Origin of the sequence: Holdemanella hominis (assembly GCF_014306155.1) — a bacterium.
Classification (GTDB): Bacteria; Bacillota_I; Bacilli_A; order Erysipelotrichales; family Erysipelotrichaceae; genus Holdemanella; species Holdemanella hominis.
The window spans coordinates 1-18,112 of the sequence record NZ_JACRWH010000024.1; the positions used below are offsets into that span (position 1 = coordinate 1).

21 protein-coding genes are annotated in these 18,112 nt (G+C 32.4%); 15 read left to right on the plus strand and 6 right to left on the minus strand.

The window, feature by feature from the left end; all coding sequences use genetic code 11:
* Nucleotides 1-405 (plus strand): integrase core domain-containing protein (locus tag H8911_RS06720; RefSeq protein ID WP_186999101.1); only part of this gene is annotated, 405 nt, incomplete at its 5' end.
* A 184-nt stretch (nucleotides 406-589) separates the two neighbouring features.
* Here the strand turns inward: H8911_RS06720 and H8911_RS06725 are convergent.
* The 5 genes from H8911_RS06725 to H8911_RS06745 form a co-directional block, all read right to left on the minus strand.
* Nucleotides 590-1,357, minus strand: coding sequence for a hypothetical protein (locus tag H8911_RS06725; protein ID WP_186999102.1), 768 nt, complete (start codon nucleotides 1,355-1,357; stop codon nucleotides 590-592).
* Entirely contained in the window at nucleotides 1,354-1,677 is a 324-nt protein-coding gene (locus H8911_RS06730) for a hypothetical protein (RefSeq protein WP_186999103.1), read from the minus strand. Before H8911_RS06730 ends, H8911_RS06725 begins: the two co-directional genes overlap by 4 nt.
* Before the next feature lie 345 nt (nucleotides 1,678-2,022).
* The gene (locus H8911_RS06735) at nucleotides 2,023-2,505 is read right to left on the minus strand and encodes a hypothetical protein (protein ID WP_186999104.1); all 483 of its coding nucleotides are present in this window, start codon (nucleotides 2,503-2,505) and stop codon (nucleotides 2,023-2,025) included.
* Between the two features lie 70 nt (nucleotides 2,506-2,575).
* Complete coding sequence (locus H8911_RS06740; protein ID WP_186999105.1) at nucleotides 2,576-2,965, minus strand: hypothetical protein; 390 nt, start codon at nucleotides 2,963-2,965, stop codon at nucleotides 2,576-2,578.
* A 57-nt stretch (nucleotides 2,966-3,022) separates the two neighbouring features.
* Nucleotides 3,023-3,274: a hypothetical protein gene (locus H8911_RS06745; protein WP_186999106.1), complete on the minus strand. Its 252-nt coding sequence runs from the start codon at nucleotides 3,272-3,274 to the stop codon at nucleotides 3,023-3,025.
* Between the two features lie 240 nt (nucleotides 3,275-3,514).
* Between H8911_RS06745 and H8911_RS06750 the strand changes: the two genes are divergently transcribed.
* The gene (locus H8911_RS06750; protein ID WP_222620984.1) at nucleotides 3,515-4,147 is read left to right on the plus strand and encodes a hypothetical protein; all 633 of its coding nucleotides are present in this window, start codon (nucleotides 3,515-3,517) and stop codon (nucleotides 4,145-4,147) included.
* Between the two features lie 136 nt (nucleotides 4,148-4,283).
* On the opposite strand, the gene H8911_RS06755 is transcribed toward H8911_RS06750, so the two are convergent.
* Nucleotides 4,284-5,171: a LysR family transcriptional regulator gene (locus tag H8911_RS06755; protein ID WP_186999107.1), complete on the minus strand. Its 888-nt coding sequence runs from the start codon at nucleotides 5,169-5,171 to the stop codon at nucleotides 4,284-4,286.
* Between the two features lie 137 nt (nucleotides 5,172-5,308).
* Between H8911_RS06755 and H8911_RS06760 the strand changes: the two genes are divergently transcribed.
* The 13 genes from H8911_RS06760 to H8911_RS06820 all read left to right on the plus strand — a co-directional run bounded on the left by H8911_RS06760 (nucleotide 5,309) and on the right by H8911_RS06820 (nucleotide 18,054).
* Entirely contained in the window at nucleotides 5,309-7,306 is a 1,998-nt protein-coding gene (locus H8911_RS06760; protein ID WP_117924126.1) for an oxidoreductase, read from the plus strand.
* A gap of 23 nt (nucleotides 7,307-7,329) precedes the next feature.
* Nucleotides 7,330-8,202 (plus strand): shikimate dehydrogenase, encoded by an 873-nt coding sequence (locus tag H8911_RS06765; RefSeq protein ID WP_117924128.1) that lies wholly within the window; start codon nucleotides 7,330-7,332, stop codon nucleotides 8,200-8,202.
* A gap of 26 nt (nucleotides 8,203-8,228) precedes the next feature.
* Nucleotides 8,229-9,434: an MFS transporter gene (locus H8911_RS06770; protein ID WP_186999108.1), complete on the plus strand. Its 1,206-nt coding sequence runs from the start codon at nucleotides 8,229-8,231 to the stop codon at nucleotides 9,432-9,434.
* A 68-nt stretch (nucleotides 9,435-9,502) separates the two neighbouring features.
* Nucleotides 9,503-10,027, plus strand: coding sequence for a TRAP transporter small permease (locus H8911_RS06775; protein WP_117924132.1), 525 nt, complete (start codon nucleotides 9,503-9,505; stop codon nucleotides 10,025-10,027).
* Nucleotides 10,027-11,319 carry a TRAP transporter large permease gene (locus tag H8911_RS06780; RefSeq protein WP_186999109.1) on the plus strand — a complete coding sequence of 431 codons (1,293 nt, stop codon included), beginning with the start codon at nucleotides 10,027-10,029 and terminating at the stop codon, nucleotides 11,317-11,319. Before H8911_RS06775 ends, H8911_RS06780 begins: the two co-directional genes overlap by 1 nt.
* 9 nt (nucleotides 11,320-11,328) lie before the next feature.
* The gene (locus H8911_RS06785; RefSeq protein ID WP_186999110.1) at nucleotides 11,329-12,348 is read left to right on the plus strand and encodes a TRAP transporter substrate-binding protein; all 1,020 of its coding nucleotides are present in this window, start codon (nucleotides 11,329-11,331) and stop codon (nucleotides 12,346-12,348) included.
* Nucleotides 12,349-12,351: 3 nt separating this feature from the next.
* Entirely contained in the window at nucleotides 12,352-13,113 is a 762-nt protein-coding gene (aroD, locus tag H8911_RS06790) for a type I 3-dehydroquinate dehydratase (RefSeq protein WP_186999111.1), read from the plus strand.
* An 86-nt stretch (nucleotides 13,114-13,199) separates the two neighbouring features.
* On the plus strand, nucleotides 13,200-14,198 hold the full coding sequence (locus H8911_RS06795) for an SPFH domain-containing protein (RefSeq protein WP_186999112.1): 999 nt from the start codon (nucleotides 13,200-13,202) through the stop codon (nucleotides 14,196-14,198).
* Nucleotides 14,198-14,392, plus strand: a complete 195-nt coding sequence (locus H8911_RS06800) for a type II toxin-antitoxin system antitoxin (protein ID WP_117573687.1) — start codon at nucleotides 14,198-14,200, stop codon at nucleotides 14,390-14,392. Before H8911_RS06795 ends, H8911_RS06800 begins: the two co-directional genes overlap by 1 nt.
* Before the next feature lie 133 nt (nucleotides 14,393-14,525).
* Nucleotides 14,526-15,722 carry an ATP-binding protein gene (locus tag H8911_RS12940; protein WP_186999113.1) on the plus strand — a complete coding sequence of 399 codons (1,197 nt, stop codon included), beginning with the start codon at nucleotides 14,526-14,528 and terminating at the stop codon, nucleotides 15,720-15,722.
* Between the two features lie 89 nt (nucleotides 15,723-15,811).
* Nucleotides 15,812-16,483: a Bax inhibitor-1/YccA family protein gene (locus tag H8911_RS06810; protein ID WP_117924142.1), complete on the plus strand. Its 672-nt coding sequence runs from the start codon at nucleotides 15,812-15,814 to the stop codon at nucleotides 16,481-16,483.
* Nucleotides 16,484-16,565: 82 nt separating this feature from the next.
* The gene (locus tag H8911_RS06815; RefSeq protein WP_117924144.1) at nucleotides 16,566-17,627 is read left to right on the plus strand and encodes a carcinine hydrolase/isopenicillin-N N-acyltransferase family protein; all 1,062 of its coding nucleotides are present in this window, start codon (nucleotides 16,566-16,568) and stop codon (nucleotides 17,625-17,627) included.
* Between the two features lie 4 nt (nucleotides 17,628-17,631).
* Entirely contained in the window at nucleotides 17,632-18,054 is a 423-nt protein-coding gene (locus H8911_RS06820; protein ID WP_117924146.1) for a MarR family winged helix-turn-helix transcriptional regulator, read from the plus strand.
* Nucleotides 18,055-18,112: the final 58 nt, after the last annotated feature.

Here is an 18,112-nt window from a genome sequence, read left to right on the forward strand (position 1 = left end):
TATTCAAGAAAAATAATTGCATGGACATTATCAAGAACATTGGAAGTGGAAGAAGTATTGAAATGTATAGAGATGGCTAGAAAGCGGAGAAAAACAGCGAATCCTGTAATTATTCATTCGGATAGAGGAGTACATTATACAAGCAAACTTTATAAAAAATTAACGGCAGGACTGATTCTAAGTTATTCAAAAAAAGGCACACCATGGGATAATGCATGTATAGAATCTTTTCATTCAGTAATTAAAAGAGAATGGTTAAATCGTACTTTGATTTATGATTATGATCATGCATATGATTTGTGTTTCGAATATATTGAAACATTCTACAACACGATACGAATCCATAGCCATTGCGGTTATGAATCACCAAATCAATATGAGAATAATTATTATTCAAAACATTAGAATTTAAAATTTATCTATTTTATGAGTCCTTTTTCTTGACGTAGTACCACATCAATATCTTTAAACACTGATAATAACGTTATACATTGCTTATATGTCCTAACACAATTATATCCACATAATTGAACTTCACTAAAATCTCTTTTATCATCAACAAATATTTTCATAGTAAGAATACCTCATCTTACATTTCTTCTAATCTTCGAATAATCGATTCAGTTCTATTATTAATCACTATCGCTAATTTCTTCAATGTTTCAAACAGTTCTTCCCATGTCATATTAAAATCAATCATTAGTTCTTTTCTCAATTTTCTATTATAATAAACATCTTCTAACATAAACTTTCTTTTATACTCTTCAAATGATATATTTCCATAACTCCTTTTGATGCTTATCCAATTATCTTCAATCACCATCAAAGCTCTTATACCATCATCTAAAAGCCATTTACATTTTGGCAAATACCCAAATCTTTTAGGTATAATATGAAACGCACCAATTTTATGAGCACTCTCTACATAAAATAATACATCTTCGTTAGTAAATATCTTTCGATAATGCTCTTTTGTTGATTTTAAACAAAACCATTCTTTTCTAAGGTATTGAGCACGATTATTGTCCATATTTAAATAGTCCTCATCCTTTTCTGATATTACAAATCTTTTGAAATCACTAACATAATAATTATTATTATTTTCTATATCATACTTTCTACACATTTCTTTAATATAGTAATAAGGAGAGCTAAAAAATGTATCAGGTTCTAAATCTTTGTTATTATCATTTAACCAATTTAACTTTTTATATGCTCTATATGCACATTCACATCTATCTCTATCTATCATTTCTTCATTAGATAACATTCTATATTTCATCAACTTTGTAATTGGGTCATACTGATTTAACTCGCTATTTTCATTAATTAAATTCTCTTTATAATCTATCATCATTTTTTCTCCTGATCTTTATAATTCGTTACATAGTATTCTGTATAAATTTTAATTGCATTAAACGGAATGTATAATTCTAAAGCGAATGAACTTTGAATTGCCAATATATTCTCTCTAATCATTCGTATCTTTTTAGTATCGTTTAATTCGTTATTATCAAGAACTGACAGTAACGAACTTAAGAAATATTCCTCATCAGTATCTAAAACATATACTCTGCTTGGGGTCCTATCTATGAACTCATATTCAAGCAGTTCCTTTTCAACTCTGGGCAAAGATTTAATTTCTCTTATTACATTATCTTGTTTAACAATATTCATTATCTTTCCTTTGTTCTTTTATATCTTTTGTAGTTTGTAGAGTCTTTATTTTTATACATAACTTCATCCTTCTTTTAACTTACAATTCCCATGCTTCTTCATTAATGTCAATCCATTCATTCTCAAAAAGTATTGCATTTTTAACTTCTTCTTCACCTTCATTTTCATAAATTAAATCCAAGTATTCTTTATTCATATTTATCACCTCTTCATCATTTTATCTTATTTTAGCTTGCAACGCAACTATTATGTACATCATTATATGATGCTATTAATGTACGTTAATTAACTCGGAGATATAATACATAAAAAAAATCACTTTTATATAAAGTGATTTCTTTTATTCTATTCTTTTTTTTCTAGATATTCTTCTACTAATTTATATATATCTTGCTTTATATCTTTATTCAGTTTATTCATATAGGGTGTTAACTTTTCGTTATTCATATATACATCAACTAAACATTTAAAAACTTCTTTATCGCTTAGTTTAACTTCTAGATTATCAATAGATATTCTTTTAGATACCAAAATTTTTAAAAATCTCTTATTTATATAGTATTCATTTAACCCCTCTATATCTAGTAATAATTTTGATAATAACAAAAGAGGGCGTAAAGAAGGATTATCTCCTAAATCGTTTTCTGATTCTAAGATAAATTCGACACTAGAATTATCAAATTTTACTGGAGTAATTATATTTTTATAATTTCTTGCATGTCTAGAAGCTTCATTAAATACATCAATACATTTTTCAATCTCTTTTGAATAAGTAACTAAATTGTCAATTTTTTTTGCAGTTGTTATACAATATCGATATTTATACATATACTTAATCACCCACCTAAAATTTAAAATATCATAAAAGTACTTAAAATTCAATATGATAGTCATCTTGTTAAATTTCTTTAGCACTTTCTATCATAATCTCCTCACAAATAGTGAATAATTCTTTTTCATAATATCCTAAAGTTTCCACAATCTCTCCACTTAATAAACAAACTATCAAATATTTAAAGCCATAATATTCGTCAGCTTGTTCACAATATATATACTTCCTATCATTAAATTTGCATTCAAAGTATAGAATTTCTTTTTCTCCAACTAATCGCTTATTATACTTCAATGGACATATATTGTTAAAAATAATAGGATTATCTGTACCTTTAGCACTATAGTTTTCTATTAAGCAAACATCACTTAATACCAAGACACAATCATATTCAATTCCCAACAAATATTTAGCTACCTTGCTTTTCATATGCAACGCATAAATCGGATAATCCATTTTTAAAAGTGCTTCATAATCTATACTATATCTCCCCTTATTTGTGTAATGAGGAAGTTATTTTATATCATCTATGTTTTCCAATGCCAAGTTATTGTTATTTATTCTAAAGCAAAAATAATCATATTTACTTACACTATTCATGTCATTATCATCACGCCATTTTCTCCATCCATTTTTAGACTTTAAAGAAAATCCAATCAAGCTAAACTTTGGTATATTTAAATTTTTATCATTTTTAAATAGTTCTCTATCATAATGCTCAGAACCAAAATAAACATACATATTAGTATCTAGTTTTTTTTCCATTTTTTCACCTTTTTTCTATACACTCATTATAACCTATTAATTTTAAAAAAATGGCATACAATTTTGCATACCATTTTACAAGTCAATATTCTACTTTTTAAAATTCTAGGCGCAAATCAGGCGTAAAAACAAACAATTCAAACTTATTTATACTTCAAATAAGCCTTTAATTATCGTGTTTTTTTTATTATTTCTTCATGTGCGGAAAGTGAAGAACTTCCTTTTCGTGCAACTAAAGATTTGGATATTGCTTTAATTGTTGAATCCATTACATATGAATTTGGCAAAGCGTTTTGGAAATATATTAAAGAAGCCGAGTATTCACATATAAATAAGAGTACTCAAAATGCTCAATTTTATCGTTTCACATCACCGAAAAGTAATGAATATCCATTTATGATCGAAATTTTTTCAAGAAATCCAGACTATATAATTTTAGAGGATGATGCATATCTAACTCCACTTCCAATAGATGAAGAAGTATCAAGTTTATCAGCAATTCTTTTAAATGAAGAGTATTATGAATTGTTGAAAACTGGACAAATAATTGTAGATGGAATTCCGGTGCTTAGACCAACATGCTTGATACCATTTAAGATGAAAGCTTATCTTGATCTGTCTATGCGAAAGAAAAGTGGGGAACATGTCGATAGTAAAAATATAAAGAAACATAAAAATGATGTTTTTCGATTAGCTCAAGTGATTGCATTAGATACTAGACAAATGGTTAGTGCAGAAATTCTAGAAGACATGAAGCAATTTTTGGGATTGGTTGAAAATGATAATGTAGATTTAAAGACAATAGGGATAAAAGAAATTTCATATAAAACAATGATTGAAATACTATATCGATGTTATTTTACAAAGGATTAATACATATTATTTCAATAATTTGACCTTGTATACTTTAGTACATTGGCTTTAGCGGGTGTTACTTTCTAAAAAAACTGTATTTAATATGAAAATTTATTATTAGACTAAAAGAAGAGATCGATTTGTGATCTCTTCTTTAATCTATATTGGAGTTTTGAACAATGAAGTTACAAAATGAATGCACAGCAGGAGGTGCATATCTATTTTTTACTGTAGCCATATAAATAATACGTTTCTTTTGTGGATTCTTGATTTTTAACTTCTTTAAATGGAAATGATCAATCATGGGAATGTTTGGTACAACTGCTACACCATAGTTAATATCAACTAAACCAAGGATGGCGCTGTCTTCTTTGACTTCAAACAGAATGTTTGGATCGATATTGTTGGAATGAAATAAATCATCAATCAATGGTCTTAATCCACTGTGCTTACTATAATAAATAAAATATTCATTTTGAAGTTCCTGCAAATCAATTTCATTCTTTAAAGCCAATGGATTTAATTTTGATACTACGACAACTAATTCTTCCGTTGTGATGGGAACAAAATTGATATTATTTCGATTTTCTTGATAGGAACAAAGAACTAAATCGTACTTTTCTTCTTCAAGACCATCCAATAAGGCGCTTGTGCTTCCTTGTTTTAAAGTGAATTTAATCTTACTATTGTTTTTATCAAAGTGGAAATGTTGAATTAAATGTGGAACATAACGATATCCAAGTGTATAAATAAAAGCTAGGTTGATCCATCCTTGATTAGGGGAAGTGATGACATCAATCTTTTTTTGTCCAAGTTCAATTTCACTCAAGCCTTTTGTGACATATTCATAGAAAATTTTACCATATTTTGTTAGACGAATGTTTCTTCCTTGTTTTTCAAATAAGTAACAATTTAATTCGTTCTCTAATTGCGAAATGGCATGGGAAAGGGAAGGCTGAGTGATATCTAACATGTTGGCAGCTTGTGTATAGTGTTCAGTTTCAGCAAGCATTTTAAAGTAATATAAATGGTTAAGATTCATGGTATCCTCCTAGATTTAGTATAAATGAATGTATAGAAAAAATCTATAAATAAATAGATAAAACGTAATTGTTTCAATATGTTTAAAAAATTATAATAAAGATGTCTTGTGAATTAGTTAACATTTAGGAGGGAAAAATGGGAAAGTTTAATTCATTATTTCAACCATTAGAAGTCAGAAGATGTACAATTCCAAACCGTATTGTTATGACTCCAATGGGGACAAACTTCGCAGAAAACACAGGGGAAATGAGTTTTTTGCACATTGATTATTATGAACAAAGAGCACAAGGTGGAGCTGGTTTAATCATCGTTGAAAACGCATGTGTTGATTATCCGGCAGGATCAAATGGAACAACTCAGTTACGTTTAGATTTAGATAGCTACATTCCTAGAATGTTCAAATTAACGGAAACAATCCACAAACACGACACTAAGATTGCCGTTCAGTTAAACCATGCAGGTGCAAGTGCTGTTGCTGAAAGAATCAACATGCAGCCAGTATCTGCTAGTGATTTACCAAATAAAAAAGGTGGAGCAATTCCTCGTCCTTTGACAAAAGATGAAATTTATTCAATCGTTGAAAGCTATGCCAAAGCGGCTAAGCGTGCTCAGATTGCTGGATTTGATGCTGTTGAAATCCACTGTGGACACTCTTATTTAATTAGTCAGTTCTTATCACCATTAACGAATAATAGAACAGATGAATTTGGCGGAAGCTGTGAAAACCGTGCGCGTTTTGCATCGTTGATTTTAAAAGCTGTACGTGAAGCAGTTGGACCATTCTTCCCAATCTTGATTCGTATTAGTGCAGATGAATTCTTACCAGGTGGAAATACATTGGAAGATACTTTACATTTATTAGAATACTTCCAAGAAGAAGCTGATATTATCGATGTTTCTTGTGGACTTGTAGATTCAATTCAATACCAAATTGATGCCAACTACTTAAAAGATGGTTGGAGAACTTATTTGGCGACTGCGGTTAAGGAAAAATTCAATAAACCAGTTATTACAGTAGGTAATATTCGTGATCCAAAAGTCGCAAATAAAATTATTGAATCTGAACAAGCAGACTTCATCGGTTTAGGACGTCAATTTGTAGCGGATCCTCAATGGCCATTAAAAGTGAAAGAAGGACGTTTAGATGAAGTTCGTAAATGTATTTCTTGTAACATCGGATGTAGTGGTCACCGTATTGGATTAAATCGTCCAATCCGTTGTACAATCAACCCTAGTGTAAATGAAGGGGAAGCTTATAAGAATCAAAAAGTAAAGAAACCATGTAATGTTGTCGTTATTGGTGGAGGTACTGCAGGTCTTGAAGCCGCATGTACAGCTGCAGAAGTAGGGTGTATGACATTCTTAATTGAAAAAGAAGATCATTTAGGTGGATTGAGTGTTGAAATTTCTAAAATTCCAGAAAAGAAACGTTTAAGAGATTTTCCAGACTACTTGATTCGTCGTGCTAGTAAATTGAAAAACTTAATCACATTCACAAATACAGAAGCTACAATTCCATTGGTAGAAGCTTTAAAACCAGACGTAATTGTCAACGCAACAGGATCAACTCCTTTATTACCTCCAATTACTGGATTGCGCGAAAATATTGATCGTCCACAAAGCGGCGTAAAAGGAATCTTAGGCATGATCAACAATATCGATAACTATCCAATGGATATGGAAGGAAAAAAAGTTGTTGTTGTCGGTGGGGGAGCCGTAGGTCTTGATGTAGTTGAATTCTTCTCAAATCGTAAGGCTGATGTTTCTATCGTAGAAATGCTTCCAGTTGTAGGTAAAGATTTAGATATCGTTACTAAAGTAGGTACATATGCATTATTAGAAAAGAATCATGTAAATATCTTAACATCAACAGCACTGCAAGAAGTTCATCCAGATCACTTTATTGTAAAACGTAATGATCAAAACGAACAATTAGACTTTGATTATGGATTCGTTTGTTTAGGAATGCGTAGCTATTCACCATTGATGAAAGACTTAACAGAAAGTTTTGAAGACAAAAACGTAGAAATCGTTAATATTGGTGATAGCGTTCGTGCTCGTCGTATCATTGATGGTACTGCAGAAGGACGTAACATTTTAAACACATTAAAAACAAAGGGATACTTAGAATAAAATCACTTTAGGAGGAAAAGAACATGAGTGAAAGAATTACAGGACACACAGAATTAATTGGGTTGATCGCATACCCTATTCGCCATTCATCATCACCAAAGATGCACAATGAAGCGTTCGCAAAATTAGGTTTAGATTATGCTTATCTTGCATTCGAAGTAGATAATGATACTTTGGAAGATACAGTTAAAGGTTTTAGAGCTATGAAAGTTCGTGGATGGAACGTATCAATGCCTAACAAAACTGTTATCGGAAAATACTTAGATAAATTGACTCCAGCTGCTGAAATGTGTGGAGCTGTAAATACAGTAGTAAATGACAATGGTGTATTAACAGGAACTATTACAGATGGTGTTGGATACATGAAAGGTTTAAAAGATGCGGGAATCGATGCGATTGGTAAGAAAATGACTATTGCTGGAGCTGGTGGAGCTGCAACAGCTATTGAAATTCAAGCTGCATTAGATGGTGTTGCTGAAATTTCAATCTTCAACCGTAAAGATAAATTCTGGGCAAATGCTGAAGAAACTGTTGAAAAAATCAACAAAAACACAAACTGTAAAGCTAAATTATTTGATTTAGATGACAAAGAAGCATTGCGTAAAGAAATTGAATCAAGTTACATCTTAACAAATGCGACTGGTATGGGCATGAAACCTTTAGAAGGACAAACTTGGTTACCAGATACTTCATTCTTACGTGAAGACTTGATTGTAACAGATACAGTGTATGCACCTGCAAAAACTAAATTGTTGGAAATGGCTGAAAGTGTTGGATGTAAAACATTAAATGGTTTCCCAATGATGCTTTACCAAGGTGCTGCAGCATTCGAACTATGGACTGGAAAAGAAATGCCAGTCGATCACATTAAAAAAGTAATGGGATTTGATTTTTAATTAGAGAGTATAGGAGAAAAGAGAATATGAAAGATAAAAAATATTTACCTTCCGTCCTTATTATGTACTTGAACTACTTTATTCATGGTGTTGGATGTTCAGTACTTGGACAAGCTGTGATTAAAGAATCACTTGCGACAAGCTGGGGATGTGACCCAATGTCAATCACAAAAATTTCAGCTGCATTAGGACTTGGACGTTTAGTCGCTCTTCCTTTTGCGGGTCCATTATCGGATAAATTGGGACGTAAAATTTCTATGTTTATTGGTGGATTAAGTTATGCTGTATATATGATTGGTTTAGTCTTCGCATTTAATGCAGGAGCAAACGGAGGATATACAATTGCCTATGTATGTGCCATCGTTGGTGGTATCGCAAACTCATTCTTGGATACAGGAATCTATCCTGCCGTTGCAGAGGCAATTAGCGATGCACCTGGTGTTGCAACAATGGGAATCAAATTCTTCATTTCAGTTAGCCAAATGTTCTTGCCATTCTTCTTAGGTATGGCTGTAAGCACAACAGCGACTGGAGCTACTTCTTATAATCGCTTATTCTGGGTTTGTGGAATTGCTTATCTAGTACTTGCAGCGTTGATTCTATTCTGCCCGATGCCAGATACAGATTCAGCAAATGGAGAAAAGAAACAAGGCTTAATTGCCAGCATGAAAGAAACACACTTCTCAATTGAATCTATCGCAATGATTTTAATCGGATTTACTTGTACAGGAACATTCCAATTATGGTTAAACTGTGCACAAAACTTTGCGAAAGATGTTGCAGGATGGGCTGATCCTAGCGCTATGCAGACATACTATTCAATGGGAACTATGATTGCTTTAGTCGTGACTTCATTCTTAACTCGTAAAATTAAAGATGTTCGTTTCATCTTGGCGTATCCAGCTATTTGTTTAGCTATGTTGATCATTGTATTGGTTGCTCCAAGTCAGACAATGTGTACAATCGGTGCATTCGTAATTGGATGGGCTGGTGCCGGTGGATTACTACAAATTGCTACATCCGTATGTAATATGATCTTCCCTAAAATTAAAGGTACAGTAACTGCATTGGTTATGATTGCTTCAAGTCTATGTAACTATACAATCTTAACAGCTGCAGGTAACATGACACCAAGTGGCGTTATGACAATGAATATTGTATTAACCGCAGTTGGTGTATTACTTGGATTATACGTAAATTTACGATACAAAAATTTAGTTGCGCAAGATTAATTATGAATAAAATGCGGTACAAAAGTACCGTGTTTTTGCTAAAATAATGAAAAAAAGGATGTGATAGATTGAAAGTTATAAAACTGCTCGACGACAAGTTAGAGGAAATTCTACTTATTGTATTGCTTGTGGCAATGGCATGCATTATGGGAATTCAGGTGTTCTGTCGCTATGTACTGAATTTTTCTTTAAGCTGGTCTGAAGAACTCACAAGATACATGTTTATCTGGTCTTGTTTTATCAGTATTAGCTACTGCATTAAACGATGGATTTCCATTAAGGTTGATCAAGTTATCAATATGTTTCCTAAAAAAGCTTATGTATTTGCACAATTATTGTTAAATATATTGTTATTTGTACTCTTCTTTTATTTGAGTATTCATGGATACAAATTTTTGATGTTATCAATTGCCTCAAAACAGACAAGCCCTGCTTTACAACTTCCAATGCCATACGTTCAATGTGCGCCATTTGTTGGATTTGTTTTGGCCACAATACGTTCTTTTCAACAAATTATATGTGAAGTAGAGAATGTGAAACGTATGTTGAATAATGAGAAAATTATTGATCAAGATCCAAGGGAGGGAAGATAATGTTAGCTATTGCCGTATTTATATTATTTGTTGTGCTTTTATTATTGTCCGTTCCTATATCATCTACTCTTAGTATTGTTTCTTTGGCCCCATCTATATTAGATCCTAACTTTACTATTTCACCAGAATACATTATTCGTGCTATGTTTGGAGGAATTGATTCCTTTCCGCTATTAGCCGTTCCTATGTTTGTGCTTTCTGGTATCTTGATGGCAAAAGGTGGCGTAAGTAAAAAATTATTTGATGTGTTTTCTTTCTTTATTGGAAAAAGAACTTCCGGAATGCCATGTGCTGCGATTATCACATGTCTATTCTATGGTGCTATTTCAGGAAGTGCTCCTGCAACAGTTGCAGCTGTAGGTAGTATGACGATTCCTTTGCTTGTAAAACTTGGTTATGATAAGACGTTTGTCACAGCCATTGTTGCGGTTGCAGGAGGCCTTGGCGTCATCATTCCACCAAGCATTCCATTCATCTTATATGGTATGGCAAGTGGTACGAGTGTAGGAAGAATGTTTATGGCCGGTATTGTTCCAGGCTTATTGATTGCTGCATTATTAATGATTTATGCCTTCTACTATTGTAAAAAGCATGGAGAAGATAAAGATAAAATCAATGCAGAAGTAAATGCTCTTCATGATAAAGGATTTAAGAAAGTGTTCTTTGATAGCTTTTGGGCACTACTTACACCTGTCATCATTTTAGGATGTATCTATTCGGGTGTGGCAAGTCCGACAGAAGCGGCCGTTATCTCAGTTTTCTATGCTTTATTTCTTTCGTTATTTATCTATAAATCTTTGCATGTAAAAGATTTATATGATGTATTTGTAGAATCTATCAAAACATTTGCACCAATCTTATTTATTCTTGCCTCGGCCGTTGCATTTTCAAGAATTATTACACTACTTCAAATTCCGGATACAGCGGCAAACTTTATTTTGAATACAATTCATGGAAAAGTAGCTGTATTGATTGTAATCAATATCTTGTTGTTGATTGTAGGTATGGTAATGGATACAAGCCCCGCTATCTTGATTTTGACACCAATCCTACTTCCAATTGCTCAAAGTGTTGGTGTAGATTCGGTACACTTTGGAATCATTATGGTTGTGAACTTAGCCATTGGCTTTGTGACACCACCAATTGGAATCAATTTATTTGTAGCTAGTTCTCTAGTGGATATTCCAGTAATGAATATTGCGAAAAAAGCATTGCCATTGATTGGTTTCTTCTTTATCGCTTTGTTATTGATTACATTTATTCCACAAATTTCACTGGCATTAGTCGCATAGGAGGTACGTATGAAAAAAATAGTATCAATTTTAATTTCTATGATAACTGCCTTTTCATTAACGGCTTGTGTTGCTAAAGAAGATGATCCTGCAAAGGCAAGTCAATCTTTTCCTTGGATCATTGCCAATGATTCACCAGCCGATACAGTAACGGGTATTTTCACAAATAAGTTTGTTGAAGAAGTAGAGCGATTATCGAATGGACAAATTCAAATCAAAGCTTATCACAACGGCACTGTTGGTGGGGATAGAGAGCTTGTAGAAAGCTGTATAAATGGAGATATCCCATTTGTAGTACAAAATACGGCTCCTCAAGCTAACTTTATCGCAAAATTAGCGATTTTCGATTTACCTATGGCTTATACGAATATTGAAGATTTAAGAAGTACTTTAGATGATGAAGAGTTTATGAAATTAATCAATAAAGTATATTCTGAACATAGTGTAAGATTGCTTGCGATGAGTGATCAAAACTTCCGTGTCATGACGACAAATAAAAAGATTGAGTCTATAGAAGATTTTAAAGGGCAAAAGATTCGTACAATGGAAAACAAGTATCACTTAGCCTTCTGGCAGGAAATTGGAGCGAATCCTACGCCAATGGCCTTTAGTGAAGTGTACATTGGTTTGCAGCAAGGAACGATTGATGCGCAAGAAAATCCATATGAAGTCATTGTATCTGGAAAAATCTATGAGCAACAGGATTATGTTGTGAAGACCAATCATTTACCACATTTACTTTCTATGATCGTTAATGAAGATTTTTATAATCATTTGTCAGATAAGGACAAAAAGATTGTAGATCAAGCAGCCCAAAATGCACGTGATTATTCGCGTGAACAATGTGATAAACGTGTATCGAATCGTTTAAATATCATTAAAGAGAGTGGTACACTAGAAATCAATTTATCACAAGAAGTTTTAAATGAAATGAGAAACCGTTCAAGTTCAATTTATGAAGATATCAGACAACAAGTCGGTGATGCGTTGTTTGATGCATATACAAAAAATATGAATAAAGGAGAATAAAAAATGAATACGGTAACAATGAAAAATGTTGAATTTGGTGCAGGTGTACCAAAGATTTGTGTTCCTATTTGTGGAAAGAGTAAAGAAGATGTTTTAGAACAAGCTAAAATTATTCTTGATACACCAGCTGATATTATTGAATGGCGTATGGATTGGTTTGATGGTGTTGAAGACACAAATGAAGTAGTTGAAATGGCAAAAGAATTGCGTGAAGCATTTAAAGAAACTCCAGTATTAGCTACTTTCCGTTCTAAAAAAGAAGGTGGAGAATTAGAAGTATCTACTGAATACTACGTAGAATTAAATTGTGCAGTTGCCAAAAGTGGATATGTAGATGCAGTGGATGTTGAATTATATACTGGGGATTCAGAAGTTGAAACGATTGTAACGACAGCGCATGAAAATGGAGTAAAAGTAATCATGTCGAACCATGACTTCTTTAAAACACCATCTAAAGAAGAAATCATTTCTCGTTTGTGTGCTATGCAAGAAAAGGGTGCAGACATTCCTAAGATTGCAGTTATGCCTCAATCTAAAAAGGATGTATTGACATTATTATCGGCTACAAATGAAATGGTAGAAGAACATGCCGATCGTCCAATCATCACAATGTCTATGGCAGCAACTGGTGTAATTTCTCGTTTAGCTGGTGAAGTGTTTGGTTCTTGTTTAACTTTTGGTGCAGCTAAAAAGGCGAGTGCTCCAGGTCAAATGGGTGTAAATGATCTTAAGACAGTTCTTGAAACTTTACATAAAAGTCTATAATTTTTAAAGGTGGGTCATTCCCATCTTTTTTATTATTGACAACAGATATCAAAATGATATCATATAGGTATCAGGAGGTGCTTATCGTGACAGAAAAAGTTTTAAGCAACAAAAAGAATGGCATGGCCATGATGATATTGTGGATCGTTTTATATCTTGTAGCCTTGTTGGTGACAATATTTGGTGCAGCATTAGTTTGGCCATTCTTTATTATTGGTGTTGTATGGCTATGTATTGGTTGGATTCCATTTCTTGGTTTAAAAGTATTAAAGCCACAAGAAGCTTTAGTCTTAACTTTGTTTGGTAAATATGTAGGTACTTTAAAAGATGCTGGATTCTACTATGTTAATCCTTTTTGTCAGGCTGTGAATCCTGCCGCAAAGACAAAATTAAATCAGAGTGGCGATGTGGATGATGGTACGAAGAAAAGTATTTTCCAAGCTCAAAATAATGGAACGGTAGAAATGGCTTCTAAAAAAGTATCTTTGAAAATCATGACTTTAAACAACAACCGCCAAAAGATCAATGATTGTTTAGGAAATCCTGTTGAGATTGGAATTGCCGTTATGTGGCGTGTGACAGATACCGCAAAAGCTGTATTTAATGTAGATAACTATAAGGAATATCTTTCTTTACAATGTGATAGTGCATTAAGAAATATTGTGCGTATTTATCCTTATGATGTAGCTGAAAATGTAGATACAACAGGAGATGGTATTGCCGATGAAGGAAGTCTTAGAGGTTCTAGTGAAGTGGTTGCCTCTAGAATTCGTGATGAAATTCAAAGCAAAGTAAAAGATGCAGGCATTGAAATCATTGAGGCCAGAATCACATACTTGGCTTATGCACCAGAAATTGCAGCGGTAATGTTACAAAGACAACAGGCAAGTGCTATCATTGATGCACGTAAGATGATTGTGGATGGAGCTGTTGGTATGGTTGAAATGGCATTGGATCGGTTGAATGAAAATGGGGTTGTAGAATTGGATGAAGAAAGGAAAGCGGCTATGGTTTCTAACTTGTTAGTCGTACTTTGTGCAAACCATGATGCGCAGCCAGTTGTCAATTCTGGTAGCTTGTATTAATGGAAAAGAAACAGATTCCTTTGCGTCTTTCAAAAAAATTGTATGATCAAATTGCTTCATGGGCAGAAGATGATTTTCGCAGTGTCAATGGACAAATTGAATATTTGTTGACAGAGTGCGTGAAACAAAGAAAAAAGAATGGCAAATACGTCAGTGATACGATGGATGAGCCTATTGAATTGGATATTAAGTAAGAGAGTGTAGAAATACATTCTCTTTTTAATATAAAAAAGTTTATAAACTGAGATAGTTTTTAAGGTATACCATGAAAAACTATTTAAAACATATAACAATTTTTGGTATACTTGTAATAAAGAAGGTGATGTTGTGATTATTAATAGACCAAATTATATAGAAGTTATAACTCCATTCATTGGTCAACCATTAGTGAAAATCTTATCTGGCATAAGGCGTTGTGGAAAATCAACAATCTTTGAGATGTTGAAAGAAGAATTGATTTTGCGAGGTGTTGAAGAGAAATGTATTATCAGTAAAAGATATACAGATATGGATATAGCGCAAAATATTACGGCTAAACAAATGTATGATGAACTTGTTTGTGCAACAAAGGATAATGCATATTCATATTTGATTTTAGATGAGATTCAAGAAATATCGGGATGGGAAAAAGCGGTGAATTCTTTGTTAGAAAAAGGAAATTTCGATATTTATGTTACTGGATCAAATTCAAAATTAATGTCGAGTGAAATCTCAACTTATCTAACCGGAAGATATGTACAAATACCTGTATATACGTTGTCGTTTAGTGAGTACTTAAAATTTAAATCTAAGAGTCAATTATCAAAAAGAGAGTTGCTAAATAAGTATATACGATTTGGCGGTTTTCCTGTTGTCGCATTAAATGAGTATGAATCAAATACGGCATATCAAATTGTGAATGGTATATATTATACCGTTGTTTCTAGAGATATCGTAAATCGTCATCGCATTCATAAACAAGAATTGTTTGATCGTGTTGTAAAATATGTGGTAGAAAATACAGGCAAGACATTCTCGGCAAATTCAATTTCTAAATTTTTAAAGAGTGAGAATCGACAACTTTCAAATGAAAGTATATATAATTATTTAAGATGGTTAGAACAAGCCTTTATTATTTATCCTTGTAGGCGATATGATTTACAGGGTAAAAACATTTTGAAAACACAAGAAAAATATTATTTGGCCGATGTTTCATTGAAATATGCCTTGTTTGGATATAATCGAAATATGTTAGATGCTGTAATGGAAAATATTGTATATTTAGAACTAAAAAGACGTGGCTATGATGTATACGTTGGAAAATTAGGATCTAAGGAAATCGATTTTGTCGGTATTTTAAGAGATGAAAAAATCTATGTACAAGTCTGTATTCAATTACCTGAAAATTCAGATCGTGAAACTGCGAATTTGAAGGATATCCCAGATAATTATCCTAAGTATGTTGTAACATTGAATGATTTAGACGTTGGAAACGATGAGGGAATTAAAATCGTACATCTGCAAGATTTCTTATTGCAAGATTGATGGATATAATAGTCATTTTGATCGAGTTGTATATTGTAATGTATATATAAAAAACATAAAATACTCTAAAAATAGGAGGTAAATAATTTATGTATACAAACAATTATTCAAATTCAGTAAGTACAAATTCATTATATAAAGTATACAGTTGGATGATGGTAGGCCTTGGAATTACGGCAATCACTTCGGCCTTGTTGTATGCTTCTGGCATATTCATGCTTATTATTCAGATTCCAATGATTTCATTATTGTTGTTCATCGTACAAATTTCGTTAACGATTTCAATGGGACGTCAATTATCACGTAATACACCCGCTTCTAAGATGAAGACGATGTTTATTGTGTATTCACTTACAATGGGAATCAATATGACATCATTGGCTTATGTATATAGTGCTGGACAGATTGCAGCAGCCTTTGGCATTAGCGCTATCTACTTTGCATGTTTAGCTATTATTGGAAAGACGACTAAAATGGATCTTAGTAAAGTGGGAAACATTTGTTTGATTGGTTTGATTGCGATGATTTTTAGTCAATTTTTCTTCATGCTATTTAGAGTTAGCATGGATGTACGCTTATGGAGCGTGATTGGCCTATTATTATTTACCGGACTTACAGCTTGGGATATACAAAAAATGAATTATATGTTGAATGGGTATGAAGATGAAAAGATATCGATTTATATGGCGTTACAGCTTTATTTAGATTTCTTGAATATCTTCTTATACATTTTACGATTATTAGGACGTAGAGATGATTGATTCATCTCTATTTTTTATAGTTGACAATGTAAACTAATATTGTATACTTTAATAGTTCACTGAATGAACTAAAGGAGTATGTATGAAATTATTAAAGAAAATAGGAATTACTATATTATGTTTATTATTGATTTGTGGAATAGGAATTGTTTGTCTGTTTCATAATGAATATAGCTCATTAAAATCATTAAAAAAAATTGATGCTTATCCAATGTATACAATGGATTATAGTGCGGATTATGGATTGGATGAGTTTTTAGAAAAAGGTGCAAACAATGATAAAGAGCTTGTCGAATTTGTGGTGAATCATGTAATGAAGGGGTTACCATTAAGTATTAAGATTCCAGATTTAGGTTGTTCTACATTTATTGCACAAAATAAAGATTCAGGATATCTATTTGGACGCAACTTTGATATGGATTATTCGCCAAGTGTATTGGTAAAGACAAAGCCTAAAAATGGGTATGCTTCTGTTTCAATGGTGAATTTAGGATTTGTAGGATATAATGAAAAACATTTACCAGATACATTAAAGGATTCATTGGTAACTTTGGCAGCACCTTATGCACCACTCGATGGAATGAATGAAAAAGGTCTTGCGGTAGGGGTATTATTGATTGATACAACTCCAACAAATCAGAATACCAAAAAGGTAGATATCACAACGACAACAGCCATTCGAATGATGTTAGATAAGGCAAAAAATGTTGATGAAGCATTAGCATTATTATCTTCTTATGACATGCATTCAAGTGCCAATAGTTGTTACCATTTCCAAATTTGTGATGCATCCGGAAAGAGTGTTGTTGTTGAATATGTGGATGATGAAATGAAAGTAGTATATCCAGACAAGAATTATCAGTGTGCTACGAATTTCTTGCTTACAAATCCAGATGCAGAATTTAATTTTGGCCAAGACCGCTACCAAATTATTGATGAAAAATTAAGCTCCACAAATGGAGTGTTATCAAATACCGAGGCTATGCAGCTTTTATCCGATTGTTCGCAGGATGCACATAAGAATAAGCAGGGAAAAATCTCAAAGACACAATGGTCTTGTGTATATGATTTAAAGAACAAAAAGGTAACGATTTGTGTGAATCAAAATTATAATGCGAAATACACAATTTCTGTGCTAGAATAAGGTTATGAAAAAGAATGAACAAGTATTAGAAGCATGGCTTCAAATGACGACTGTCATCAATAATGAGAGAATCACTTCAGATTTACCTTATAATGAATCGATGATTTGTCGTTATTTATATCAAAATCAAGATGAAAATGTAACGGCAACGGATTTATGTAACTATATGCGTATGCAAAAATCGCAGATGAATCGTACGCTTACAAGCATGGAAAAAAAGGATTTGATTACGCGTATTCGTAGTGAACAGGATACTCGTAAAATCTATATTACATTAAATGATTCAATGATTCAGATTTATAAAGCTCAACATGAAAAAATTTTAGGAATCGTAGATCAGTTGTTTGATAAGATTGGTTATGAAAAACAACCAGAAGTGATTGAATTATTTGATTTGATTACGCAAACCGCAAAAGAGATGTTGTAAAGATAAGCTGGGCAATCCAGCTTTTTTCTTTTGTTTCATAAAGCCTTCTTTTTTGATA